The sequence below is a fragment of the Streptomyces sp. BA2 genome (assembly GCF_009769735.1).
Classification (GTDB): domain Bacteria; phylum Actinomycetota; class Actinomycetes; order Streptomycetales; family Streptomycetaceae; genus Streptomyces.
Window position 1 is genome coordinate 8,122,145 of sequence record NZ_WSRO01000002.1, and the last position, 23,725, is coordinate 8,145,869.

21 protein-coding genes, 1 tRNA gene and 1 pseudogene are annotated in these 23,725 nt (G+C 70.4%); 19 read left to right on the forward strand and 4 right to left on the reverse strand.

Features of this window, described 5'->3' with window-relative positions:
* Nucleotides 1-211: 211 nt before the first annotated feature.
* The 7 genes from E5671_RS39030 (at nt 212) to E5671_RS39060 (ending at nt 9,049) form a co-directional block, all read left to right on the forward strand.
* Nucleotides 212-1,684: an FGGY family carbohydrate kinase gene (locus tag E5671_RS39030; RefSeq protein WP_336605977.1), complete on the forward strand. Its 1,473-nt coding sequence runs from the start codon at nt 212-214 to the stop codon at nt 1,682-1,684.
* Entirely contained in the window at nt 1,681-3,123 is a 1,443-nt protein-coding gene (locus E5671_RS39035; RefSeq protein WP_160508946.1) for an FAD-dependent oxidoreductase, read from the forward strand. Before E5671_RS39030 ends, E5671_RS39035 begins: the two co-directional genes overlap by 4 nt.
* Nucleotides 3,120-4,352 carry an FAD-dependent oxidoreductase gene (locus E5671_RS39040; RefSeq protein WP_160508947.1) on the forward strand — a complete coding sequence of 411 codons (1,233 nt, stop codon included), beginning with the start codon at nt 3,120-3,122 and terminating at the stop codon, nt 4,350-4,352. Before E5671_RS39035 ends, E5671_RS39040 begins: the two co-directional genes overlap by 4 nt.
* A 313-nt stretch (nt 4,353-4,665) precedes the next feature.
* A complete protein-coding gene (locus E5671_RS39045) occupies nt 4,666-5,853 on the forward strand; it encodes an acetyl-CoA C-acyltransferase (protein WP_160508948.1) in 1,188 nt (395 codons plus the stop codon).
* Between the two features lie 60 nt (nt 5,854-5,913).
* Nucleotides 5,914-7,431 carry a long-chain-fatty-acid--CoA ligase gene (locus tag E5671_RS39050; protein WP_160508949.1) on the forward strand — a complete coding sequence of 506 codons (1,518 nt, stop codon included), beginning with the start codon at nt 5,914-5,916 and terminating at the stop codon, nt 7,429-7,431.
* A 13-nt stretch (nt 7,432-7,444) separates the two neighbouring features.
* Nucleotides 7,445-8,197, forward strand: coding sequence for a sulfite exporter TauE/SafE family protein (locus E5671_RS39055; RefSeq protein WP_160508950.1), 753 nt, complete (start codon nt 7,445-7,447; stop codon nt 8,195-8,197).
* A gap of 60 nt (nt 8,198-8,257) precedes the next feature.
* Nucleotides 8,258-9,049 (forward strand): cobalt-precorrin-6A reductase, encoded by a 792-nt coding sequence (locus E5671_RS39060; RefSeq protein ID WP_160508951.1) that lies wholly within the window; start codon nt 8,258-8,260, stop codon nt 9,047-9,049.
* A gap of 24 nt (nt 9,050-9,073) precedes the next feature.
* On the opposite strand, the gene E5671_RS39065 is transcribed toward E5671_RS39060, so the two are convergent.
* From E5671_RS39065 to E5671_RS39075, 3 genes are all read right to left on the reverse strand, one after another.
* Nucleotides 9,074-11,173: an MDR family MFS transporter gene (locus E5671_RS39065; protein ID WP_336605978.1), complete on the reverse strand. Its 2,100-nt coding sequence runs from the start codon at nt 11,171-11,173 to the stop codon at nt 9,074-9,076.
* Between the two features lie 77 nt (nt 11,174-11,250).
* Complete coding sequence (cobF, locus tag E5671_RS39070; protein ID WP_336605979.1) at nt 11,251-12,030, reverse strand: precorrin-6A synthase (deacetylating); 780 nt, start codon at nt 12,028-12,030, stop codon at nt 11,251-11,253.
* Between the two features lie 482 nt (nt 12,031-12,512).
* A complete protein-coding gene (locus tag E5671_RS39075) occupies nt 12,513-13,022 on the reverse strand; it encodes a DUF309 domain-containing protein (protein WP_160508953.1) in 510 nt (169 codons plus the stop codon).
* 108 nt (nt 13,023-13,130) lie between these two features.
* On the opposite strand from E5671_RS39075, the gene E5671_RS39080 reads away from it, so the two are divergent.
* From E5671_RS39080 to E5671_RS39090, 4 genes and pseudogenes are all read left to right on the forward strand, one after another.
* Nucleotides 13,131-13,204: transfer RNA gene (locus E5671_RS39080), tRNA-Pro, on the forward strand.
* Nucleotides 13,205-13,450: 246 nt separating this feature from the next.
* Nucleotides 13,451-13,810: a hypothetical protein gene (locus E5671_RS45600; protein ID WP_202121435.1), complete on the forward strand. Its 360-nt coding sequence runs from the start codon at nt 13,451-13,453 to the stop codon at nt 13,808-13,810.
* Nucleotides 13,731-14,031, forward strand: a pseudogene (locus E5671_RS47530) (VapC toxin family PIN domain ribonuclease); the annotation flags it as partial. The gene E5671_RS45600 and the pseudogene E5671_RS47530, both read left to right, overlap by 80 nt.
* 152 nt (nt 14,032-14,183) lie before the next feature.
* Nucleotides 14,184-14,450, forward strand: coding sequence for a hypothetical protein (locus tag E5671_RS39090; protein ID WP_160508954.1), 267 nt, complete (start codon nt 14,184-14,186; stop codon nt 14,448-14,450).
* Nucleotides 14,451-14,693: 243 nt separating this feature from the next.
* Here E5671_RS39090 and E5671_RS39095 read toward each other — a convergent pair whose 3' ends face one another.
* On the reverse strand, nt 14,694-15,737 hold the full coding sequence (locus E5671_RS39095; protein WP_160508955.1) for a helix-turn-helix transcriptional regulator: 1,044 nt from the start codon (nt 15,735-15,737) through the stop codon (nt 14,694-14,696).
* A gap of 408 nt (nt 15,738-16,145) precedes the next feature.
* On the opposite strand from E5671_RS39095, the gene E5671_RS39100 reads away from it, so the two are divergent.
* From E5671_RS39100 to E5671_RS39135, 8 genes are all read left to right on the forward strand, one after another.
* A complete protein-coding gene (locus E5671_RS39100; protein WP_160508956.1) occupies nt 16,146-17,672 on the forward strand; it encodes an AMP-binding protein in 1,527 nt (508 codons plus the stop codon).
* 119 nt (nt 17,673-17,791) lie between these two features.
* Nucleotides 17,792-18,052 (forward strand): acyl carrier protein, encoded by a 261-nt coding sequence (locus E5671_RS39105; protein ID WP_160508957.1) that lies wholly within the window; start codon nt 17,792-17,794, stop codon nt 18,050-18,052.
* Between the two features lie 2 nt (nt 18,053-18,054).
* Nucleotides 18,055-19,131, forward strand: coding sequence for an anthranilate phosphoribosyltransferase (locus E5671_RS39110; protein ID WP_336605980.1), 1,077 nt, complete (start codon nt 18,055-18,057; stop codon nt 19,129-19,131).
* Nucleotides 19,121-19,957, forward strand: coding sequence for a tryptophan synthase subunit alpha (gene trpA / locus E5671_RS39115; protein ID WP_160508958.1), 837 nt, complete (start codon nt 19,121-19,123; stop codon nt 19,955-19,957). The genes E5671_RS39110 and trpA overlap by 11 nt, the downstream gene beginning before the upstream one ends.
* A 43-nt stretch (nt 19,958-20,000) precedes the next feature.
* Nucleotides 20,001-20,375: an ectoine synthase gene (locus E5671_RS39120; protein ID WP_160508959.1), complete on the forward strand. Its 375-nt coding sequence runs from the start codon at nt 20,001-20,003 to the stop codon at nt 20,373-20,375.
* Between the two features lie 51 nt (nt 20,376-20,426).
* The gene (locus E5671_RS39125; protein WP_160508960.1) at nt 20,427-21,566 is read left to right on the forward strand and encodes an acyl-CoA dehydrogenase family protein; all 1,140 of its coding nucleotides are present in this window, start codon (nt 20,427-20,429) and stop codon (nt 21,564-21,566) included.
* Nucleotides 21,567-21,625: 59 nt separating this feature from the next.
* The gene (locus tag E5671_RS39130; protein ID WP_160508961.1) at nt 21,626-22,300 is read left to right on the forward strand and encodes a transglutaminase-like domain-containing protein; all 675 of its coding nucleotides are present in this window, start codon (nt 21,626-21,628) and stop codon (nt 22,298-22,300) included.
* A gap of 59 nt (nt 22,301-22,359) precedes the next feature.
* Complete coding sequence (locus E5671_RS39135) at nt 22,360-23,724, forward strand: TrpB-like pyridoxal phosphate-dependent enzyme (RefSeq protein ID WP_160508962.1); 1,365 nt, start codon at nt 22,360-22,362, stop codon at nt 23,722-23,724.
* Nucleotide 23,725 lies beyond the last annotated feature (1 nt).

Genomic DNA, 23,725 nt, shown 5'->3' on the forward strand with positions numbered 1-23,725 from the left:
TATGGCGGAGTGATGTTGTTCGGCTGAGTGATGATGTTCGGCGGTCAGTGTAGATCTGTAACTTCCGTTTACAGGTCGGTTCGTGGATCTTTTGGGATCGATTTGTGTTCAACTCGGCGCGCCCGTTGGCAATTTGAAAAAGAGTCAGTGACGGACCGGCCCATGAAGGGGGCTCTTGACGCCCTCCTGGGCGCTGTAGCAGGCTTCCGCGGTGATCACCAACGGCGGAGGACCGCGCGGCGAGGCTGTCCTCGCCATCGACCAGGGCACGTCCGGCACGAAGGCTCTCGTCCTCTGTCCGGAACGCGGAGTGATCGGTTCGGGCGCCGCGCCCGTACGCCCGCGCCACCTTCCCGGCGGCCGGGTGGAGGTCGACCCGGCGGCCCTGCTCACCTCGGTCGTCGACGCGGGACGCCGCGCCCTGGCCGACGCGGGGGAGCCGGTCGCCGCGGTCGGCCTCGCCAACCAGGGCGAGACGGTGCTCGCCTGGGATCCCGCGTCAGGCCGCCCGCTGACCGAGGCGATCGTGTGGCAGGACCGGCGCGCGGAGCCGCTGTGCGCGGAACTCGCCCCGTACTCCGCAGAGTTGAGGCGCCTGACCGGGCTCCCCCTCGACCCCTACTTCGCCGCGCCCAAGATGGCGTGGATACGCCGCCACCTCACGCCGGAAGGCGTCGTCACCACCAGCGACGCCTGGCTGATCCACCGGCTCACCGGCGAGTTCGTCACCGACGCGGCGACCGCGGGGCGCACCCAGCTCCTCGACCTGGACGACGTCACGTGGTCACCGCGCGCCCTCGACGTCTTCGGCCTCGCCGATGAGCGGCTGCCGCGCGTCGTCGACGCGGCGGGCCCGGCCGGCACGACGAAGGCCTTCGGGCCCGAACTCCCGCTGACCGGCCTCCTCGTCGACCAGCAGGCCGCGCTGCTCGCCCAGGACGTGACCGAGCCGGGCACCGCCAAGTGCACCTACGGCACCGGCGCGTTCCTGCTCGCCCAGACCGGCCCACGCCCGCGGCGCGGTGACTCCGGCCTGGTCAGCTGCGTCGCCTGGCGACTTGCGGGGGAGAGCAGCTACTGCCTCGACGGGCAGGTCTACACGGCCGCGTCCGCCGTCCGCTGGCTCACGGACCTCGGCGTGATCGAGGGGGCGGCGGACCTCGACCTGGTGGGCTCGTCGGTGGCGGACGCGGGCGGCGTCACGTTCGTGCCCGCGCTCGCCGGGCTCGCGGCGCCCTGGTGGCGGGGCGACCTGCGCGGCTCGATCACCGGCCTCGGCCTCGACACGGCCCCCGGCCATCTGGTCCGCGCCCTGTGCGAGGGCATCGCGGCCCAGGTGGTCTCCCTCGCCGACGCCGTGGCCGCCGACCTGGGCGAGCCCCTGACGAGCCTGCGTGTCGACGGAGGCCTGACCCGCTCGGCCCTCCTGATGCAGACCCAGGCCGACCTGCTCCAACTCCCCGTGGAAGTATCGGCGTTGCCCGATGTCACCGCCCTCGGTGTGGGTGTCGTCGCCCGCATGGGCCTCGACCCGAAGCTCACGGTGCGGGACGCCGTCCCCCGGTGGCGGCCCGCCACCGTGTACGAGCCGAAGATCGACGCCACGCGCGCCGCCGAGCGCCTCGGGGGCTTCCGCTCGGCGGTCGACGCCCTCCTCGACCGCGCGCCCGCTCCGTCGTCATGAGTGTCACCACCAAGGGCCCGTTGCCGGCGGAGCCCTACGACGTGACCGTCGTCGGCGCCGGGGTGGTCGGCTCGGCCATCGCCCGCGAACTGGCCGGACACCACCGCCTCCGTGTCGCCCTGGTGGAAGCCTCCGGTGACGTGGGTGACGGCACGTCGAAGGCCAACACCGCGATCCTGCACACCGGTTTCGACGCCGTGCCGGGCTCCCTGGAGGCCCGTCTCGTGCGCGAGGGCAGCCGTCTGCTCGCCGCGTACGCCGCCGAGTCGGGCATTCCCGTCGAACCGGTCGGCGCACTGCTCATCGCCTGGGACGAGGAGCAACTGGCCGCACTGCCGGGCCTGTTGAAGAAGGCGGAACGCAACGGCTACGACGAGGCCCGCATCATCGGCGCCGACGAGGTCCGGGCCCGCGAACCCCACCTGGGCGAAGGCGCCCTGGGTGCCCTCGACGTCCCCGGCGAGTCCATCATCTGCCCCTGGACGACGACACTCGCGTACGCCACCCAGGCCGTCCGCGAGGGAGTGGACCTGCACCTCAACTGCACGGTGGAAAAGGTCGGTTCGTCTCCTCCCGGCGGCTCCGAATGCCATGAACTGACCACGCCCCGTGGTGTCGTACGCACCCGCTACCTCATCAACGCCGCGGGTCTGCACGCCGACGCGCTCGACCGGCGGGTGCTCGGCCGGGGCGCGTTCACGGTGACCCCGCGCCGCGGCCAGCTCATCGTCTTCGACAAGCTCGCCCGCGACCTCGTCAGCCACATCCTCCTGCCGGTGCCGACGGCGCTCGGCAAGGGCGTGCTCGTGGCGCCGACCGTGTACGGGAACGTCCTTCTCGGCCCCACCGCCGAGGAGTTGGACGACAGGAGGGCGACCGGCACGACCGGGGAAGGTCTTGCCGGGCTGCGCGCCAAGGGCCGGCGCATCCTGCCCGCGCTGCTGGACGAGGAGGTCACCGCCGTCTACGCCGGGCTGCGCGCGGCCACCGAGCACGACGACTACCAGATCCACGGTTCACCGGAGGAGCGGTACATCACCGTCGGCGGCATCCGGTCCACGGGCCTCACCGCGTCGATGGCGATCGCGGAGTACGTCGTCGGCCTGCTCGCCGAGGCCGCGGGCCCCGACCTCGACCTGACGGTGGCCGGAAACCTGGACCCGGTGAGCATGCCGAACCTCGGAGAGGCGTTCCTCCGCCCCTACCAGCGCGCCGACCTCATCGCGACCGACTCCGCGTACGGCAGCATCGTCTGCCACTGCGAGCGCGTGACCCGCGGGGAGATCAGGGACGCCCTCATCAGCACGGTCCCGCCCGGATCACTTGACGGCCTGCGGCGCAGGACGCGGGCGCGCGGCGGGCGCTGCCAGGGGTTCTACTGCGGGGCCGCCGTACGCGAACTCTTCGACGGCTGGGGCGAGTCGGGGGCGGCGCGATGAGGCGGCAGCGGAGTGTGGACGTACTGGTCGTCGGCGGTGGTCCCGCGGGGCTCGCCGCGGCCGCGAGACTCGCCGCGTCGGGCGCGGGCACGGTGGAGGTCCTCGAACGCGAGGCGCGAGCGGGCGGAGTGCCGCACCACTGCCACCACGGCGGGTTCGGACGCTGGGGAGTGACAGGACCGCAGTACGCGGAGCGCCTCGTCGAGGACGCGCTCGGCGCCGGAGCGGCCGTGCGGACCGGGGTGAGCGCCACCGGCTGGGCCGGGCCGCTGTCCCTGGACACGACGGGACCGCACGGCCTGGAGCGGATCACCGCGCGCGCCCTGATCCTGGCCACGGGCGCGCGGGAACGGCCACGGACGGCGCGGCTCGTGCCGGGGTCGCGCCCGGCGGGAGTCTTCACCACAGGGGAGTTGCAGCAGGCGGTCAACATCTACCGGCAGGAGATCGGCACCAGGGCGGTCGTCGTGGGAGCCGAGCCGGTGAGCTACGCGGCGCTGTCCGCGCTGCGGCGCGCGGGCGTGGAGGTCGCCGCGCTCGTCACGGAGGAGAAGCGGCCCCAGGTAGGCCGGTGCCGGGCGGCCGCGGCCCGGCTCGGGGTCCCCTCGGTGCCGCTGGTGACCGGGGCGGTGGTGGCCGAACTCATGGGCCGTGGGCGGTTGTCGGGGGTGCGGCTGCGGCGGGGCGATGGGCGCGACGGGCGCGAGTGCGTGCTCGCCTGCGACACGGTGGTGTTCACCGGCGACTTCGTCCCTGACCACGAGCTGGCGCGGCGCGGGGGTGTCCTTCTCGACGCCGGAACGCGGGGCCCGGCGGTGGACGGCTCGTTCCGCACGGCGTCCCCGGGCGTCTTCGCTGTGGGCAGCGGGGTGCATGCGGTGGTGCCGGCGCGGGTGGCGGCGGGGGAGGGCGTACGGGTCGCTCGCGCTGTGCGGGGGCATCTTGAGGGCGTGGGGTGGCCGTGCGGCGCGGTGCCGGTGGTGGTCGGGGCCCCACTGCGGTGGGTGGCACCGAACCTTCTCTCGCCCGGAGCTCCGGGGAGTCGCTTCGTCCTGCGGACTGCGAAGGCCTTGGTCTGCCCTGTTCTGGTCGTCTCGCAGGATGGGCGGTGCTTGTACCGGCAGCGGGTGCTGGGGAAGGTCCTTCCCAACCGGGGGCTGTACTTCTCGGGGAGCTGGGTCGGGAAGGTTGACGCGGGTGGTGGTCCGGTGCGGGTGGCGCTCGGCTAGGCCCTATTCCTTCCCCAACCCCGCCCCTTCCCGCGAACCCGCTCTGGCGCGGGGGCCTCGGTTGCCGTCATCACCGGCTTCGCCGAGTTCGTCCTCAAACGCCGGACGGGCTGGAAATCCAGCCCGTCCGGCGTTTGAGGACATCTTGTGCGGGGTCTGGGGCGGAGCCCCAGGTAGGTCCGGGGCACAGGCACGGTTTTCGGGAAGGGGCGGGGTTGGGGAAAAGACCGCTCTTCCGCCGAGCGGAGCCTCCCCGTACACTAAAAAACTAGCAGTGCTAATTTACGTACCGCAAACGATCCGGAGCCGTATCGTGCGCCCAGTCCACTTCGCCGCAGCCCGCCGCACCCCCATCGGCAAACTCCGCGGCACCCTCTCCTCCGTACGCCCGGACGACCTCGCCGCCACCGTCGTACGCGGCCTCCTGGCCGGCACCCCCGAGCTGGACCCCGCCCGGATCGACGACGTCTACTGGGGCGCCGCCAACCAGGCGGGCGAGGACAACCGCAACGTGGCCCGCATGGCCGCCCTCCTCGCCGGCCTCCCGGACTCCGTGCCCGGCGCCACCGTGAACCGGCTCTGCGCCTCCGGCATGGAAGCCGTCACAGCCGCCGCCCGCACCATCGCCTGCGGCGAGGCCGACATCGTCCTCGCGGGCGGCTCCGAGTCGATGAGCCGCGCCCCCTTCGTCCTGCCCCGCCCCGACGAAGCGCTGCCGCACAAGATGGAGACCGCCGACACCCGGCTCGGGTGGCGTCTCGTCAACCCCGCCATGAAGGACCTCCACGGCGTCCTCGCCATGGGCGAGACCGCCGAGGAAGTGGCCGCGCGCCACAACATCTCCCGCGAGCGCCAGGACACCTTCGCCCTCCGCAGCCACCAACGCGCCACCGAGGCCCGCAAGAACGGCCACTTCGACGCCGAGATCCTCCCCGTCACGCTGCCCGACGGCACCCTCGTCGACCTCGACGAATGCGTCCGTGAGAACACCTCGTACGAGAAGCTCAGCAGTCTGCGCCCCGTCTTCCGCAAGGACGGCACCGTCACCGCGGGCAACGCGTCGCCGATGAACGACGGCGCTGCCGGACTCCTCCTCGTCAGCGAGGAAGCCCTGAACGAGCTCGGGCTCGAATCCCTCGGGCGTTACGTCGCGGGCGCCTCCGCCGGTGTGCATCCGGACGTCATGGGCATCGGACCCGTCCCCGCCACCCAGAAGGCGCTCACCCGCGTCGGCTGGTCCATCGACGATCTCCAGGAGGCCGAGTTCAACGAGGCGTTCGCCGCCCAGGCCATCGCCTGCGTCGACGCGTTGGGCATCGACCCGGAGCTGGTGAACCCCACCGGCGGCGCCATCGCCATCGGCCACCCCCTCGGCTGCTCCGGCGCCCGCATCCTGACCACCCTCCTTCACCGCATGCGCCGCACCGGCGCGGCCCGCGGCCTCGCCACGATGTGCGTGGGCGTCGGCCAGGGCAGCGCGCTGCTCGTCGAGCGCGGCTGAAATTCCCCCCCCGCAAGACCGCACGGAACGCAAGGAACGCAAGGAAACGGAGCACCACCCATGGCCACGCTGTCCCTCGCCGCGATCCTCGCCGAGCCCGCCCGCCGCAGGCCGGACCGCACCGCCCTCGTGGAGGGTGAACTGCGGCTCTCCTTCAGTGAGTTGTGGGCGCAGGCCCGCGCGCAGGCGGCGGCGCTCGTGGGGCTCGGGGTGCGGCCGGGGGACCGGGTGGCTCTGATGGCGCCCAACACCGCCGAGTTCCCGCGCGCCTATTACGCGATCCTCGCCGCGGGCGGCGTCGTCGTCCCCGTACACCTCCTGCTCTCCGCGGAGGAGGTCGAGCACGTCCTGCGGGACAGTGGCGCCACCTTGCTGCTTTGCCACCCCGCACAGGCCGGGACTGGCAAGGCCGCCGCCGCGGCCACCGGCGTACGGATGCTGACCCTCGGCGGGGACGGCGAGCTGGAGACCCTGGCGGGCGCGGCCGAGCCACTGCCCAGCTACGTCACGCGGGACGCCGACGACCCCGCCGTCGTCTTCTACACCAGCGGCACCACGGGCGTCCCCAAGGGCGCCGTGCTCAGCCACCTCAACCTCGTGATGAACGCGACCGTCTGCGCCTTCGACGCCCATGACGTGCGCCACGACGACATCGCGCTCGGCGCGCTCCCCCTCTTCCACGCGTTCGGCCAGACCGTCTCCATGAACGCGACCTGGCGCGCGGGAGCGACGCTCGTCCTGCTGCCGCGCTTCGACGCCGCGCGGGCCGTCGAGCTGATGGCGGCGGAGGGCGTCAACACCTTCCACGGGGTGCCGACGATGTACGTGAACCTCGTGGCCGCCGCGTCCACGGCCCCCGAGCTGCCCACGCTGCGGCTCGCGATCTCCGGCGGCGCCTCGCTGCCCGTGGCCGTACTGGAACGCTTCGAGCAGGCCTTCGGCGTACCGGTCTACGAGGGGTACGGGCTCTCCGAGACCTCGCCCACCGCCTCCGTGAACCAGCCCGTCTTCGGCACCAGGGCGGGCAGCATCGGCCACCCGCTGTGGGGCGTCGACGTGGAGATCGCCCGCGCCGACGTCGAGGGGCGCATCGAGCTGCTGCCTGCGGGGGAGCTCGGCGAGGTCGTGGTCCGCGGCCACAACGTCTTCTCCGGCTACCTGGGGCGCCCGGAGGCGACCGCCGAGGCCGTCGTCGACGGCTGGTTCCGTACCGGTGACCTCGGGACCAAGGACGGCGACGGCTTCCTGGCCATCGTCGACCGCAAGAAGGACGTCATCATCCGCGGCGGCTTCAACGTCTACCCGCGCGAGGTCGAGGAGGTGCTCATGCGCCACCCGGACATCGCGCACGTCGCCGTGATCGGGCTGCCCGACGACGTGCACGGCGAGGAGATCTGCGCCGTCGTCGTCGCGGCACCCGGCTCCGCGCCCGACGCCGGGCAGATCACCGAGTGGTCCAAGGAGCACCTGGGCCGCCACAAGTACCCGCGCCGCGTCGAGTTCACCGCCGAACTGCCGCTCGGCCCCAGCATGAAGATCCTCAAGCGGGAGCTGCGCGCCACCTACAGCGGGGCGTAGGTTTCGCCCCGGCATGGACATATCTCTCTGGGAATTCGCCGCGCTCGCCGCGGCCGCGGTGCTCGTCGGCTTCTCGAAGACCGCCGTCAGCGGGGCCAACACGGTCAGCCTCGCGGTCTTCGCCGCGGTCCTGCCGGCCCGCGAGTCGACCGGTGTCCTGCTGCCCGTCCTCATCGCGGGTGACGTCCTGGCCGTCCTCACCTACCGCAGGCATGCTCACTGGCCCACCCTGTGGCGGCTGTTCCCCGCCGTCGCGGGGGGCGTGGTGGTGGGCACGGTCTTCCTGATGTGGGCCGACGACGCTGTCGTCCGTACGTCGATCGGGGCGATCCTGCTGATGATGGCGGCGGTCACGCTGTGGCGCCGCCGGGCCCCCGCGGTCGAGCCGGAAGCCTCGCACCCCTCGCGCGGCTCCCGGCTCAAGGCCCCCTCCTACGGCGTGCTCGGCGGCTTCACCACCATGGTCGCCAACGCGGGCGGCCCGGTCATGTCGATGTATCTCCTCTCCGCGGGCTTCCAGAAGCTCGGCTTCCTGGGCACGTCGGCGTGGTTCTTCCTCATCGTCAACACCTCCAAAGTGCCGTTCAGCGTGGGCCTCGGCCTGATCGACGCGCACTCGCTGCTGCTCGACGCCGCACTCGTGCTCTTCGTCATCCCGGGCGCCCTCATCGGCAAGGCGGCCGTGCACCGGATCAATCAGCGCCTCTTCGAGCGACTGGTGATCGGGGCCACGGTGCTCGGTGGCCTCCAGCTGCTGCTGCGCTGAACTGCTCGAACTGCTCGAACTGCTCGAACCCGGCCGCGCGGCGCCGCGTAGCCTCAGGGCATGCATGTGCTCGTCCTCGGCGGAACCACCGAAGCCCGCCGGCTCGCCGCCGACCTCGCCGTCCGCCCCGGCGTCCGTGTGACCACCTCGCTCGCGGGGCGCGTCAGCCGCCCGGCCGCGCTCGAAGGAGACGTACGCATCGGCGGGTTCGGCGGTGTGGACGGCCTGGCCGCCTGGCTGCGCGACCACGAGGTGGACGCCGTCGTGGACGCCACCCACCCCTTCGCCGCCACCATCAGCGAGCACGCGGTCCGTGCGGCGGCGGCCACCGGCATCCCTTCCGTCATGCTGCGCAGGCCGGGCTGGCGGCCACAGCCGGGCGACCACTGGCACGACGCCGCCTCCCTCACGGACGCGGCGGCGCTGCTGCCCGCACTCGGGCGCCGCGTCTTCCTGACCACTGGGCGCCTCGGCCTCGCCACCTTCGCGGACGTACGCGCGGTCCCGGACCTGGCGGAACTCCACTTCCTCGTACGCTCCGTGGAACCGCCGGATCCGCCCCTGCCCCGCCACACCGAGGTGCTCCTCGACCGCGGCCCCTACACCGTGGAGGGCGAGACGGCGCTGCTGCGCGAGCACCGCATCGACGTCCTGGTGACCAAGGACAGCGGCGGCGTGGCCACGGCGGCCAAGCTCACCGCCGCCCGCGCGCTGTCCGTACCCGTGGTGATCGTCCGGCGCCCTAGGCCGCCGGAGGGCGCGACGGTGCTGCCGGACGGGAAGAGCGTGCTGGCACACCTGGAAGAGAGCCTCGGTGAACGGGGCCTCGGTGAACAGAGCCACGGTGAATAGGCACGCGGTGAACAGGGCCGCGGTCTAGGCCTTGCGTGACGGTACCGCGACCGGCTGCCTCGCCTCGGGGACCAGGCCATGCTCCAGATCCTCCACGAGCAGCCGCTTCGCGATCGCGTCCACGGCCTTGACGAGGTCCTGGTCGGCGGGACGGCCGCTGTCCTTCTCCACCTGCTCGCCCAGCCACTTGGCCCACGCCTTGCCGATCACGTCGGCCTCGCGTTCACCGGCGGGGGTGTGCGAGAAGAGCGTCCCGGAGCGGGTGAGGAACCCTTCCTCGACCATGCGGTCGAAGACCGGCACCAGGACTTCCGCCGGCAGCTGACGCCGGGCGGCGATCAGGCTCAGATTCGAGTGACCGACCATCCGGTCGAAGAGCGTCACCTGCATCACGGCCCACGCGCCCGCGACGTCGAGCCGGGTGTCGGACTCGCGGATGACACGACGAGCGGTGTCCATGCCGGTACTGCGGATGATGTTCCCGACCGCAAGCTCGAGCACCTGGTCCGGGCTGCCGCTCGACGTCGGCGACGCGAAGCCCTCGCCCATGTCCGAGGAACTCATCCGCGCGCTGTCCCGCAGCTGCACCTGCTTGAGGAAGAGCGCCACCAGGAACCCGAGCAGCGCCACGGGCACCGTCCACAGGAACACGGTGTGCAACGTGTCGGCGTACGCCTTGATGATGGGCACGGCCGCTTCCGCGGGAAGGCCGTGCAGCCCCTGCGGACTCTGTGCGGCCTTGGCCACCACGGCGGGATCCGCGGCCCCGGCCTGGGCCGCCGCCGCGACCCCGTCCTCCAGATTCGGTTTCAGCGTATTCGCGTAGATCGTCCCGAACACGGCGGTGCCGAAGGAGCTGCCGAGCGTACGGAAGAAGGTGACCCCTGAGGTCGCCGTGCCCAGGTCCGAGTAGACGACGGTGTTCTGCACGGCGATCGTCAGGACCTGCATGCAGAGCCCGATGCCGGCGCCGAGGACGAACATGTACAGCGATTCGAGCCAGGCGCTGGTCTCACTGCCCATGAGCGAGAGCAGATACAGCCCGAGCGCCATCACCAAGGCACCAATGATGGGAAAGATCCGATACTTCCCGGTCTTGCTGACCACATTGCCGCTGAAGATCGAAGCGATGAGCAGCCCGATCACCATGGGCAGCGTCCGCACGCCCGAGATCGTGGCCGAGTCCCCGTCGACGTACTGCAGATAGGTCGGCAGGAACGTCATCGCGCCCAGCATCGCGAAGCCGACGATGAAGCTGAGGATCGAGCAGACCGTGAAGACGGGATTGGCGAAGAGCCGCATCGGCAGCATCGGTTCGGCGGCCCGCGTCTCGACCACACAGAACAGCGCGAGCGCGATCGCGCCGCCCACGAACAGCGCGATGATGGTGCCGGACCCCCACGCGTACTGGTTGCCGCCCCAACTCGTCGCCAGGATCAGCGCGCTGGCGCCGATCGCGACGAACGCGATGCCGAGATAGTCGATGACGGGACGCACCGCCGACTTCACGACGGGGATCGTGCGGGCCGCGGCGATCACCACGACGATCGCGATGGGCACGTTGACGTAGAAGGCCCAGCGCCAGGTCAGATGGTCGGTGAAGAGCCCGCCGAGCAGCGGCCCGATGACGGTGGCGACACCGAATACGGCGCCGATCGCCCCCTGGTACTTGCCGCGCTCGCGCAGCGGGATGACATCGGCGATCAACGCCATCGAGGTCACCATCAGCCCGCCCGCGCCGATGCCCTGAAGGGCGCGCCAGGCGATGAGCAGCGTCATGTTCGTGGACAGACCGCACAGGAACGAGCCGGTGATGAAGACGATCGCCGAGACCTGAAAGACGATCTTCCGCCCGAAGAGGTCACCGAACTTGCCGACCAGGACCGTGGCGACGGTCTCGGCGAGCAGATACGACGTCACGACCCACGACATGTGCTCGGCGCCGCCCAGATCCGCCACGATCGTGGGCAGCGCGGTGCCCACGATGGTCTGGTCGAGCGCGGCGAGCAGCATCCCCAGCATGATCGTCACGAAGACGATGTTGCGGCGGCGCTTGTCCAGGACGGGTGGCCCCTGCGCAGGGGCCTCGGCGGCGGGCTCGGCGGGCTCGGCGGTGGTGGTCACACCGTCACCCTCACACCGCGCATGGGCCTGTGCATGCGGGGCCGGTCCGGTCCGGTGACGTTCGTCGGCGAGGGCGTTCAGTCCAGGTTGCGGCGCAGCAGATAGGTGTCCATGATCCAGCCCTTGCGCTCGCGCGCCTCGGCCCTGAGGGCCTCGATGCGGGGAGCGGCTTCGTCGAGCGGCCCGGAGACGAGGATCTCGTCGGCGGTCCCGATGTAGGCGCCCCAGTAGATGTACATGTCGCCGCCCTCTCCGCCTTGGTACTGCCGGAACGCCTGCTGAGCATCGAGCATGACCACGACATCATCGACACCGTCGGGAAAACCGCCGTCGGCGAGGCGCCGCCCGGTGGTGATCTGCACGGGGCGCGCGACGCGGTTCAGGCCGGTGCGGTGCTTGGCGGCGAGCGAGGAAACGCTGCTGATACCGGGCACGACGTCGTACGAGAAGGTCAGCTCGCCCCGGTCGAGGACCTCCTCCAGAATCCCGAGCGTGCTGTCGTACAGCGCGGGATCGCCCCACACCAGGAACGCGCCGCACTCGTCCTCGGCCAGCTCATCGGCGATCATCCGCGCGTAGATGTCCGCACGGCGGCTGCGCCAGTCCCCGACGGCGGGTGAGTAGTCCGCCCCACCCGCCTTCCGGTCGCGTGCGGGGTCCCGCGCCTCGACCACACGGTAGGCGCCGTCGGCGCGGTGCGCGTCGAGGAGATCACGCCGAAGCTGGACGAGATCGTCCTTATCGCCGCCCTTGTCGAGGATGAAGAACACGTCGGTGCTCTTCAGGGCCTTGACGGCTTGCAGGGTCAACTGGTCGGGGTCGCCCGCGCCGATACCGATGACATGAATCTTTCGCACGCCGAGAGTCTGCCGTACGGGGGTGAGGGGGGAGACGGGGGGCTGGGCGGGGCGAGTCATGCCGGGGCGTGCCGGGTGGCTGGTCGGTGGGGTGCGGTTCGGGGGCTGGTGTGGTGTTGCCGTTGCCTGGCGGCGCGATACCCATGCTTGTCGCCGGGGCGGTGGTTCCGGGCTGGGGCGGTGTGGTGCTGCTGCTGGGCGGTGCGATGCCCGGAATCGTGACCGGGGCGGTGCCGCCAGGCCGGGTTCGTGGGGCGCTGCTCGGGGGCGGGGCGGTGCTTCGGGGTTGGCGTCCTGGGGTGCTGCTCGGGGGGGCAGTGTGGTGCGGCTGCTGCTGGGCTGGTCGCTCCGATGCTGGCCCCGGCTTGCTGGCCCCGGCTTGCTGGCCCCGGTTTGCTGGTGCCGGCTGCCCGGCCGGGGTGTTCCGCCCGGGGTGTCCGGCGTCCGGCCCGGGTCGTTCGGGCGGGACCGCGGCGGCTGCGTCAGTTGCCTCCGCGCAACCGCGGCGCGTGCTCGGCGGCGTCCACCCTGGACCCGCCCCCCTCCAGGGACCGCGCCAACTCCTGCGCCCACGCCACGAGTCCGTCCACATCGATCCCGTACGGCCGCTCGCCCCACTTCCCGCCGCCGATCGCACCTGCCCCCCTGCGCAGCAGCCGCGCCCCGCCCGTGAGGTTGCCGCGGGCGGAGTGGGTCAGCCCAACGGCCAGCTGCGCGAGCCCTTTCCACAGGTCGCGCTCGTCATCGGGCCCCGACTTCCAGGCGTCCTCGAAGACCTCGTGGGCGTGAAAGGGCCGCCCCGCGTCGAGCAGCGCCTGCGCCTGAGTGACCGTCTCATCGGGCGTACGCGTGACCCCCTCGGGCTGCCGTTCCACGCCGTCGGTGCCGTACGGCAACGGCCGCCCGAGCCCATCACGCGGCCGCGCGTTACGGGCCCGCCCTTCGGCGTCACGGTCACGGCCACGGTCATCGGGGCGAGGTGCGGTGCTCATACGGCGATTGTCCCTCGCGAGGGCGCTCGGCGGGGGCGAGGACCACCCCCGAACGTGGGGTAAAGTTCTGTCTGCGCGATCACGCAGAACACCGCGGGACACGCGCACCGGGACGTGGCGCAGCTTGGTAGCGCACTTGACTGGGGGTCAAGGGGTCGCAGGTTCAAATCCTGTCGTCCCGACGGAAACGTCGCAAGTAGGGGCCATCTTCGGATGGCCCCTACTTCGTGTTTGGGAGCAACTCTGGGAGCGGGGAGCCGCTCCCTGCGCTCCCAGGGAGCGGCTAGTCTGGGAGCGACGCCAACTGGGGGTGGACGGACGGTCACCCGATCCGGTCGCTCCCAGGCAGAGTCTCCGCCGCACGGTCTGATGTTCGAGGCAAGGGGCCGCGCTGTTCGCCCCCTTGTCCGAATACTCGTCATGGGGCCGTGCTCCCACTCGTCCCCTTGACGGCTTGTGCCGACCCCTTGTTCTTCCACTCCCCGTGTCCCATCGACGACGGTCAGGTGGTCGGCCTGCCCCTGCAGGCCATCGTGGACCGCAACGGCCAGCGCATCACCCTCCGCTACACGCCCGACGGCACTCCGGTGGAGGTCGCCCACTCCGGCGGCTACCGCATCGCCATCGACCACCACCGCGACCTGCCCCGCATCAGCGGCCTGCGCCTGCTCGACCCCAAACACCCCGAACCTCCTCGACGCTTCCGCCCTGTGGCATCTTTTTCGTACGCCGGGGGCGTTGCGGCCCTGGGAAGGGCATATCGCCGCCGGGGTTCTTCATATCTGTGAGCCCGCGCGGGCGGAGTGCCTCTACTCGGCCACAAGTCCGGCCCACCGCGACGAGTTGGCCGAAGAGCTGGATGTTCTCTGCCGGTTCTCGCCGGTTCCCAAGAACGCGTGGCGCTGGGTCGATGGTGTGTGCGACAGCAACCCACCACGATCACACGGTGCGCCACGTGGACAACGGCTTCGCGCGAACCGGGAGTGGGGCAGTCGACCACCTGCGGAGATGGTCCCGCTGGGCTCGATGGGCCCCAACCGGGCGGGCCGGCACCGCACCGCGACCGGGGGTCAGCATCCCGCGCTGTGCGGGCGGCACCGCGCATCGGCCGAACGCACCCGCGCACGCATCGTGATTCTGCCGAAGTGCACCCCGGACGCGATGACGGGAACCACCGCCAATACCCGCCCGCTCACAACATCAGCGGCTGAGCCGGATTGCGTGATCGTGGATGAGGCGCAGCTTATTGCGCCGGCGGCGTCATCGCAGGAAGAACCGCCTGGTGAAAGCGGAATAGCGGAATATCAGAACCGCGAAGTGGTCTGGCTTCTAGCCCGGGATATTGCCGGAACATCTCTGACCCCGCACCAAAAGAGTGCCGCGTCGTTTACCAGGACCCCCACGCCAGGTCACGGCAGCGGGTTTTGAACTTCGTGGATATGGTCATGCGCAGTCTTGCACTCATCACTCCCCCTGGTGGTGCACGAGCATAAGCAATCGCATCAGGGAGAGGTGTGGACGGAAAGCCTCTTCATTGAGTGTCCGCACCGGCTCAATGCCCCGTTCGCAAACCGAAACGCTCGCGGTCCCCCCGCTCACTTTTCCGCAATGCGGAAAAGTGTTTCTGCATGTCGGTAGATTATGGCTCGGTGGCAGAACTGTCAACGCCGACTACCGAACGTTGTGAACGTTCTCCTGGTTGGCGCCGGGTACATCGACGAGCTGCAGGGCCGCCGCTTTCACGCCAGCCTCGAATCGGCTCTCGGCGTCGAGCTTCTCCATGATCGACGTGGTCATACGGCGCAGTGTGCGCGGCGAGATGCCGAGGGCCCGGGCGATCGAGTCGTCCTTGCTGCCGTTGGCAAGCAGCTTGATCACTGCCGTCTCGCGCTCGTCCAGTTCCACTTCGCCGGGGGTGTCCACGGCGCCCTTGGGGGCCGCCGTGGCGTCGGGCGGCACCGTGCCGTGCACCCAGCAGTGCTCGAAGGTGCCGCGCAGCAGCTGGCAGATGTCGGGGCCGCGGGCCTCCAGTGCGGTCATCTGTCCGTCACGGGGTGAAGCGGACATGTAGGCAAGGGCGTTGTCCACGAGGATCATCCGGAACGGCAGCACGGAGGCGAGTCGAACCTCGCAGCCGGCGTCCTTCAGGGCGGCCAGATGGGCACGGCCGTGGGGCAGGCTCGCCATCGAGTTGAGGTGGATGGCCCGCATGGTGACGCCCCTCTTCAGAGCGGTCTGATTGCGTTCCATGCTCTCCTGGAGCATGCGCTGCGGCAGGGGCGAGCCCGGGTGCATGCTCAGGATCTCGTTCTGCGCCTTGATGGCCGCGCCGTGCAGCGCGGCGGCGATGCTGTCCTCGCCGATCAGCAGATTGAGCTGGGCGTCGCTCTCCGTCCTCGACTGCAGGGCGAGGAGATTGGAGCCCAGGATCGCCATGGTCTCCGACAGCTCTTCGTTGAGCGTGAGCCGCTCGCGTATCGCCTGCTGCTCGAGGGCGAGCAGCTGCGCCAGGGCCGTCTCCGGGTGGACGGCGACGAAGGTGTCGCCGGCGGTGGTGGGCCGGATGAGACCCAGCTCGAGCAGAAGCGCCTCGGCTGCTTCGAAGGTCTGGTCGCTCAGCTTGAGGCGGGTCCGGGCCGCCGAGGTGCTCCTCCCTGATTCGGCCAACATATGGCGGAAGAGTTTGTGGGCGTCGACTGCGGTTTCCTGGTGCATGGGTCCCTCGAAATCGGGCGAGCTGGCGGGTTACCACAACTTTCAACGGTTTAAGTTTGAAACTGGCTTGGCCCCCCAGACGGGCCCTTCGGACCCGCTGCTGCACGTTAACTCATGACTTCCGCTTATGGACATGGCACTGAGTGGCCACGGTTCCCGCTGGACTCTTGCAGGTTGAATCAGAAAGGATCGTGATGTCGATGCCCGGTGGCGGCTGAAAAGCAGCCAAGGGTTTCCGCCCGGTGTTTGTGCGAACCATGGCCCGTTTATCGGGAAGAGCTCGCCCGGCGCACCGGATTCTTTCTCTCCTGGCGCAGCGATGGCGCTGCCCGGAGAGCTCCGGGGAATCTCGGGGGCAAAGCCCCGACCGGATCACGTCTTTTGCATTACAGGGGGGATGACTGCGCGATGGCATGGACCACGTTGCCGGAACGCGTCGGCACACAGGCAGAGCAGCGCCCGGACGCCCCGGCCCTGCTCTGGCACGGGCAGGAGATCGGCTACGCCGAGCTGAGCGGCCTGGCCGGCACGGCTCGCCGAGGCCTCGAAGCGCTGGGGCTACCGGGCGAGGGCCCGGTAGCCCTGGTGGCCAAGAAATCTCCACAGGCCGTCGCGGTCCTGCTCGCCTGTCTTGCCCTGCGTCAGCCCGTGCTCATCCCTTCCGCCGAGCTGGGTGAGGAGACGCTGGGCGAACTTCTCGCCCGGGCTGGGGCTCCATGCCTGCCCAGTCCCTTGGCCCTCACGGACCAGGCGGCACACCCCGGGCTTGTGCTCGGCGAGCCCGCCGGGACCGAGGGCTCCGGGTGTCCGGCCCTGCCCGAGGACACCACTTTCCTGCTGACCACCTCTGGCTCGACCGGACTGCCCAAGGCCGTGCCCGTGTCCGCCGCCGCCCTCGACCGCTTCACCGCCTGGGCCGGGCAGCGGTTCGGGATCGGACCGGGATCCACCGTGCTCAACTACGCCCCGCTCAACTTCGACCTGTGTCTCCTCGACATCTGGACGACCCTGGCGAGCGGCGGCTGCGCGGCCCTCGTGGACCAGGACCTGGCGGTCAACCCGGCCCATCTGCTGCAGCAGTTCCAGGCCCGCCCGGTCCAGGTGGTGCAGGGCGTACCGATGCTCTTCCAGCTGCTCGGACAGGCCGAACGGCTCTCCCGCGGCGATGAGTTCGCGCAGGTCGAGCACGTCCTGCTGACCGGCGACGCAATCTCCGCGAAGGGGCTCGGAGCCCTGCCGGGGCTCTTTCCGAAGGCCAGGCTGCACAACGTCTACGGCTGTACGGAGACCAACGACAGCTTCGTCCACGAGATCGACCCGGCCGTGGATCCGGGGCGCTACGGTTCGGTGCCGATCGGCAGCCCCGTCACCGGCGCCGACGCGCTCGTCCTCGATGAGGAGGGCGCCGTCCTCACCGGTGCGGGCCGGGGTGAACTCATGGTCCGTACGCCCTTCCAGAGCGCCGGATACCTCGACCCCGCCCTGGACGACGGCGTGTTCGTCCCGCACCCTGGCGGCGGCTCCGCCGAGCCGGGCGCGACCGGGCGCTGGTACCGCACCGGTGACCTGGTCCGGCGCCACCCGGACGGGACGCTGACGCTCGAGGGCCGGCGCGACTTCGTGGTCAAGGTCCGCGGAGTACGCATCAACACCGCCGAGGTGGAAGAGGCGCTGCGCCGGCATCCGGAGGTGGCGGACGCGGCGGTGCTCGCCCTCCCCGACGAGCGGGCGGGCAAACGGCTGCACGCGGTCGTGCAGCGCACCGGGCATTCGGCGCTCAACGGGCTTCAACTCCGCGAGCACGCCGCCAAGTTGCTGCCCAGAGTCGCCATTCCCTCGAAGGTCGACCTTGTGGACACCGCGCTGCCCCGCACTCCCACCGGAAAGCTCGACCGCAAGGCCGTGCTGGGACGGCTGCACGGGCAGAGCGCCTGACTCCCGTACGAATCCACCCCGCTGCGGCACCCCGTCCGGCTGCCCTGCGGGCTCGCCCGGCTCGCCCGTGCGAGCCGTCCGATTCCCGTATGAACCCGTCACCCTTTCAGGAGGCCGACATGGCACGTATCGACGACATCAAGAAGTACCTGGTCGAGGAGTTCCTGCTCGACATCCCCGCCGACGAGCTGGCCGACGACTACGACCTGCTGGCCAACGGCGTGATCGACAGCCTCGGCCTGCTCACCCTGGTCAGCTGGCTCGAGGACCGGTACCGCCTTGACATCGACGCCATGGAGATCGCCCCGGACAACTTCCGTTCGGTCGGCGACATCGAGACGTTCGTGGCCTCGGGCGACGTGCCGGCCGGAGCCAAGTAGCCGTGACCGAACTGCTCCACAGCCTCGTGGCCCGCACCCGGCCGGTGACCGTCCAGGAATGGGACGGCTTCTGGGACCGGCTGCGGCACAAGGAACTGCACCCCGGAGAGGCCCTCGCCACGGTCAGTGCGCTGTCCACCCGGATGCCGCAGGCGCAGACCGCGGTGGCGCTCGTGGCCTCGCTGGACGCACGGCGCGAGCAGCCGGCGTCCTGGCCGGGCACGGTCAACGTGGTCGGCACCGGGGGTGGCCCTGCCACTTTCAACCTGACCACCGCTTCGGTCCTGGTCGCGGCCGCCACCGGCGTCAAGGTCGTGAAGACCGGGTCGCGCGGCTACACCAGCCGATTCGGCTCCATCGACCTCCTCGAACGCCTCGGCATCCCCACCGCCTCCTCGTACGCCGAGTGCGAGGACATGCTCGACGCCCATGGCATCGCCTTCGCGGACGGGTTCGTCTACCCGGCGGAGCTGAGCCGTCTGGCGCGGGCGATCCTCCCGTACGGCATGAAGCAGGTCGGCCGGATCTTCAACGTCCTCGGCCCCTTCCTGGCGGCCGTTCCGGTCGGCGCCCAGCTGACGGGGGTCTCCGACGCGGCGCTCGTTCCGGCCCTGGCGGAGGTGGCGGACTCGCTGTCGGGGCGCGAGGTCTGGCTGCTCCACAACAACCACGGGGTGGACGAGCTGATCGGGTTCGCGAGGAACACGATCCGTACCGGGGCAGGCAGCCCGGACCTGACGATCGAGCCCGGAACTCTGGACGGGGTGTGCCTCCACCCGGGCACGCTCGCCGAACTGGGTCCGAATTACGACGACGCGGGGTCGCCGGTCCCGCAGCTGCTCGCGCTGCTCGGCGGGGACGGGCCCGACGCCGCCGTGCAGAGCATCTGCCTGAACGCGGCCGCGGCGGCGGTCGCTTCGGGCACCCGCACCGATTGGGCGGAAGCCTTCCGAGTCGCTCAGAACGCGATGCACTCGGGCGCCGCGCTCGAGTTGGTCGAGCGGCTGCGCGCATTTCGCCGGGCGCGGTCGCACCCGGCGGGCAACCAGGGGGAGCCGGTGATGGCACGTGTCGGCTGAACCGACCCACGTAGCAGGCGCGTCGGAGCGGCGGTTCTTCGCGGGGCGCGGACCGTCGGACCCGGGGCTCGCGCTCTTCGTGAACGCCGGCGACCCGGGCCTGGACCGGCTGCGCGACCTCGTCCTGCTCCTGGACGAGGCGGGCGTGGACTGCCTGGAGCTCGCGGTGCCCTTCCCGGACTCGGTCACCGACGGCCCGGTCATCCGGCGCTCCGCCCGCCGGGCCCTGGACAGGGGGACGGACCTGGACGCCGTCCTGGGGTTCATCGCGGCGGTGCGGCCCCGGCTGCGGCACACCAAGGTGGCGCTGCTCGCGGACTGGCGGCACTCCGTACGGCCCGTGGGGATCAAGGAGTTCGTGGCCAAGTCCCGTGACTGCGGCGCTGACGGCGTCCTCTTGCACGGACTGCCGCCACGGGCGGCCCCGGGCTATCTGGAGGCCGCCGAGCGGATCGGCCAGCCCGTCGTCACCAGCTGTTACGCCGGGTCGGAACCCGACGTACTGGCGCAGGCGGCCCGGCATGCCACCGCCTATCTCTATCTCGTCGCCCACTACGGGCGTTCCGGGACCGCCCCGCCGCCCCGGGCGGACGCGCTGAGGCCGGTCCTCGCCACCCTGCGGGGCAGCACGGCCGCGCCGATCGCCGTGGGCTTCGGGGTACGGACCGGTGCGGACGTCCGGACGATGGGCGCACTCGGTGCCGACGCGGCGATTGTCGGCACAGCCCTGGTGGACCGCGTCGAGCAGGCGCAGAACGCCGGCGGCGACCTGCTCGCCGAGGTCGGCCGGTTCGTCGAAGGGCTGCGCCCGGAACCGGCGCACTGACAGTCAACTACTTATTCACAGCAGAGTCGTTGGGGGGAAATCCGTGATCATTCGCAAGCTGGAAGACGTGAAGACCGTGGACTGGGGGAACGGCGTCAGCCGCAGATTCCTCCTCGAGGCCGACAACATGGGGTACACGGTCACCGACACCGTCGTGGCCGCCGGCTCCAAGTCCCTGCTCGAGTACCGCCGCCATCTCGAAGCCTGCTACTGCATCTCGGGCCGTGGCGAGGTCGTCGACATGGCGGGGGAGAGCCACCTCATCGAGCCGGGCACGCTCTACGCCCTCGACGAGCACGACGCGCACTGGCTGATCGCCTGGCCGGAGGAGGACCTGCGCCTCGTCTGCGTTTTCACCCCGGCCCTCAACGGTGACGAGGTCCATTCGCTGGACGGCGCGGCCTCGTCCCACTACTGACGCACCCCACCACCGTGCCGCGCACCGCCACCACCTTCCAGGAGTTCCACCGTGATCGAATGGTCAAGCGACCAGCGTGACCTGCGCGACGGCCTCACCCCGTGGTTCGAGAAGTTCGGCGACGACCACTTCCGTTACGACAAGCAGGCCGAGTTCCCCCGCGTGCCGTGGGACGCCGTGGCCCAATCCGGGCTGCTCCGGCTGCCGTTCGGCGAGGAGTGGGGCGGGCTCGGACAGTCGCTGCTCACCACCATGTACGTCCTCGAAGGACTCGGCCACGGCTGTCGCAATGGCGGACTCAACTTCTCCGTCACCACCCACATGGTCAGCACCGGCGTGTCGCTGCAGCGGTTCGGCTCGGCCGAGCTCAAGCGGCGTCATCTGCCGGGCGTCTGCGAAGGAACGACCATCGGCGCGCATGCGATCAGCGAACCGGGCAGCGGCTCGGACGCGATGAACATGCGCACCACCGCCATCGCCGACGGCGATCACTTCGTGCTCAACGGCAGCAAGACCTTCGTCAGCAACGGCCCGGTGGCCGACCTGATCGTCGTCTACGCCAAGACGGACCCGACGGCGGGCCCGCTCGGGGTGACCGCGTTCCTGGTGGAGCGGGACACCCCTGGGCTCACCGTCGGCAACCCCATCGAGAAGATGGGCCTGAAGGCCTCGCCGCTGTGCGAGCTGTACTTCGACGACTGCCGGGTGCCCAAGGCGAATGTGATCGGCCGGGTCGGCACCGGCTTCCTGGTGCTCGATCACGTGATGAAGTGGGAGATCCTCTGCTCCTTCATCGTCGGCACGGGCGAGATGCAGCGCCGCCTGGAGAGCTGTATCGCGTACGCCGGTGAGCGCACGGCGTTCGGGCAGCCGATCGGTGGCTTCCAGTCGGTGGCCAACCGGATCGTCGACATGAAGATCGGCCTCGAGACCTCCCGCAAGTGGCTGTACGACACCGCACAGAAGGTCACCACCGGGCAGAAGGTCACGGTCGACCTGGCCACGGCGAAGCTGATCACCAGCCGGGCCGCGCTCGAATCCGCGCTGAGCGCCGTCCAGATCTTCGGCGGCAACGGCTACATGGCCGAGTACGGCCTGGAGCAGGAGCTGCGCGGAGCCGTCGCCGGAACCATCTACTCCGGCACCACCGAGGTCCAGTACAGCCGTATCGCCTCGATGCTCGGCCTGTGAGCCGGAGGAGCGGGAGAAGCGAGACAAGCGGGAGAACAGCTGTGACAGGGAGAACGACCATGCAACCCACACTCGCCGCCACCGACTTCCTCGACCACGGCTCCGCCGAGGTGACCGGGTTCGTCGACGAGGTGCTGCCCGATGGCGGGGCCGACGACCGGGACCGGGCGGTGCGCCTGTACTACGCGGTCCGCGACAAGATCGGCTACGAGATCTACGGCGCCGACTTCTCCCGCGAGGGGCTGACCGCGTCGCAGGTCGTCAAGGCAGGCAAGGGACTGTGCATCCACAAGTCCGTCCTGTACGCCTCCGCACTGCGCTCGGTCGGCATTCCGGCCCGGCTCGTGCTCACCGACGTACGCAACCATCTGTCGTCGCCGAAGATCCGGGAGTTCATCGGCGGTGACGTTTTCCACTACCACGCGCTCACCTCCGTACGGCTCGACGGCCGTTGGATGCGGGCCACCCCGGTGTTCAACCGGCTGCTCTGCCGCCTCTACGGCATGCGGCCGCTCGACTTCGACGGCACCGCCGACAGCGTCTACCACCCCTATGACGGCCAGGGGAAGGCGCACATGGAGTTTCTCAGAGAGCACGGCGAGTTCGACGATCTGCCCTACCAGCAGATCCTCGACGGCATGCGCAGCGCGCATCCGAAGATCTTCGCCGGCCCTGACCGGACCCGGTTCGCCGACGGGTCGCTGGTGGCCGATGCCGCCACCGAGCTCGCCTGACACCTCATCAATTTCCTTTGTTCATCAGCCTTTTCACCGCAATCGCGAGGACTACCGACGTGGACACCATCAAGTACCAGCTCCGTGACGACCAGATACCCACCAGCTGGTACAACATCGCCGCCGATCTCGCGCGGGTCGACCCGCCGCTGCACCCGGGCACCGGGCAGCCCGCCACCGTCGACGACCTGACCGGCATCATGCCCAAGGAGCTCGCCGAGCAGGAGCTGACCCTGGAGCGGGACATCGAGATCCCCGCCACCGTGCGGCAGATCTATGCGCAGTGGCGTCCCTCGCCGCTGTTCCGTGCCCGCCGCCTCGAGCGGGCGCTCGGCACCCCGGCGCGCATCTACTACAAGTACGAGGGCGGCAGCCCGGCCGGCAGCCACAAGCCGAACACGGGTATCGCGCAGGGCTTCTACAACAAGGAAGCGGGCATCCGCCGTCTGGCCACCGAGACCGGCGCCGGCCAGTGGGGCTCGTCCCTCGCCCTGGCCGGCGCGTTCTTCGGCCTCGAGGTCAAGGTCTTCATGGTGAAGGTGAGTTATCACCAGAAGCCCTACCGCAGGGCCCTGATGCACACCTACGGCGCCACCTGTGTGCCCAGCCCCTCCACCGAGACCGCGGCGGGCCGCGCCATCCTCGCCGAGGACCCGGACTGCCCCGGCGCGCTCGGCATCGCGACCTCGGAGGCGATCGAGGTCGCCATGAACGACCCGTTCACCAACTACGCCGGTGGCAGCGTGCTCAACCACGTCGCGCTGCACCAGACGGTCATCGGGCAGGAAGCCCTCCTGCAGATGGACATGGCCGACGACTACCCGGACATCGTGATCGGCTGCGCCGGCGGCGGCAGCAACCTGGCCGGTCTCACCTTCCCGTTCCTCGGCGAGCAGCTGCGCGGCGGCAAGCAGGTCCGGGTGATCGCCTCCGAGCCCGAAGCCTGCCCGACCCTGACCAAGGGCCAGGTCGCCTACGACTTCGGTGACACCGCGCAGCTCACCCCGCTGCTCAAGATGCACACCCTCGGCCACTCCTTCGTCCCGCCGTCCATCCACGCCGGTGGCCTGCGCTACCACGGCATCGCCCCGCTGGTCAGCCAGGCGCTGCAGGACGGTCTGATGGAGGCGCGGGCGGTCCCGCAGACCGCCTGCTTCGAGGCCGGCCTCACCTTCGCCCGCAGCGAGGGCATCGTGCCCGCCCCCGAGTCGACGCATGCCATCCGCGCCGCCATCGACGAGGCCCTGCGCTGCCGCGAGGAGGGCAGGTCCGAGGCGATCCTGTTCGGCCTGTCCGGCCACGGCCACTTCGACCTGGGCTCATACGAGAAGTACATGGCCGATGAGCTGGCGGACGAGGGCTACGACGAGGAGCTGGTGGCCCGCTCACTGGCCCGCATCCCCGCTCCCTTCGGCCAGGTCTGAT

Excerpts from the sequence above, each read along its gene's own strand:
- E5671_RS39075 (WP_160508953.1), bottom strand. The coding sequence starts at position 13,022 with ATGAGCACCGCACCTCGCCCCGATGACCGTGGCCGTGACCGTGACGCC.
- E5671_RS39105 (WP_160508957.1), top strand. The coding sequence starts at position 17,792 with ATGGCACGTATCGACGACATCAAGAAGTACCTGGTCGAGGAGTTCCTG.
- E5671_RS39100 (WP_160508956.1), top strand. The coding sequence starts at position 16,146 with ATGGCATGGACCACGTTGCCGGAACGCGTCGGCACACAGGCAGAGCAG.
- E5671_RS39060 (WP_160508951.1), top strand. The coding sequence starts at position 8,258 with ATGCATGTGCTCGTCCTCGGCGGAACCACCGAAGCCCGCCGGCTCGCC.
- E5671_RS39040 (WP_160508947.1), top strand. The coding sequence starts at position 3,120 with ATGAGGCGGCAGCGGAGTGTGGACGTACTGGTCGTCGGCGGTGGTCCC.
- E5671_RS39090 (WP_160508954.1), top strand. The coding sequence starts at position 14,184 with ATGACGGGAACCACCGCCAATACCCGCCCGCTCACAACATCAGCGGCT.
- E5671_RS39095 (WP_160508955.1), bottom strand. The coding sequence starts at position 15,737 with ATGCACCAGGAAACCGCAGTCGACGCCCACAAACTCTTCCGCCATATG.
- E5671_RS39055 (WP_160508950.1), top strand. The coding sequence starts at position 7,445 with ATGGACATATCTCTCTGGGAATTCGCCGCGCTCGCCGCGGCCGCGGTG.
- E5671_RS39130 (WP_160508961.1), top strand. The coding sequence starts at position 21,626 with ATGCAACCCACACTCGCCGCCACCGACTTCCTCGACCACGGCTCCGCC.
- E5671_RS39050 (WP_160508949.1), top strand. The coding sequence starts at position 5,914 with ATGGCCACGCTGTCCCTCGCCGCGATCCTCGCCGAGCCCGCCCGCCGC.
- E5671_RS39035 (WP_160508946.1), top strand. The coding sequence starts at position 1,681 with ATGAGTGTCACCACCAAGGGCCCGTTGCCGGCGGAGCCCTACGACGTG.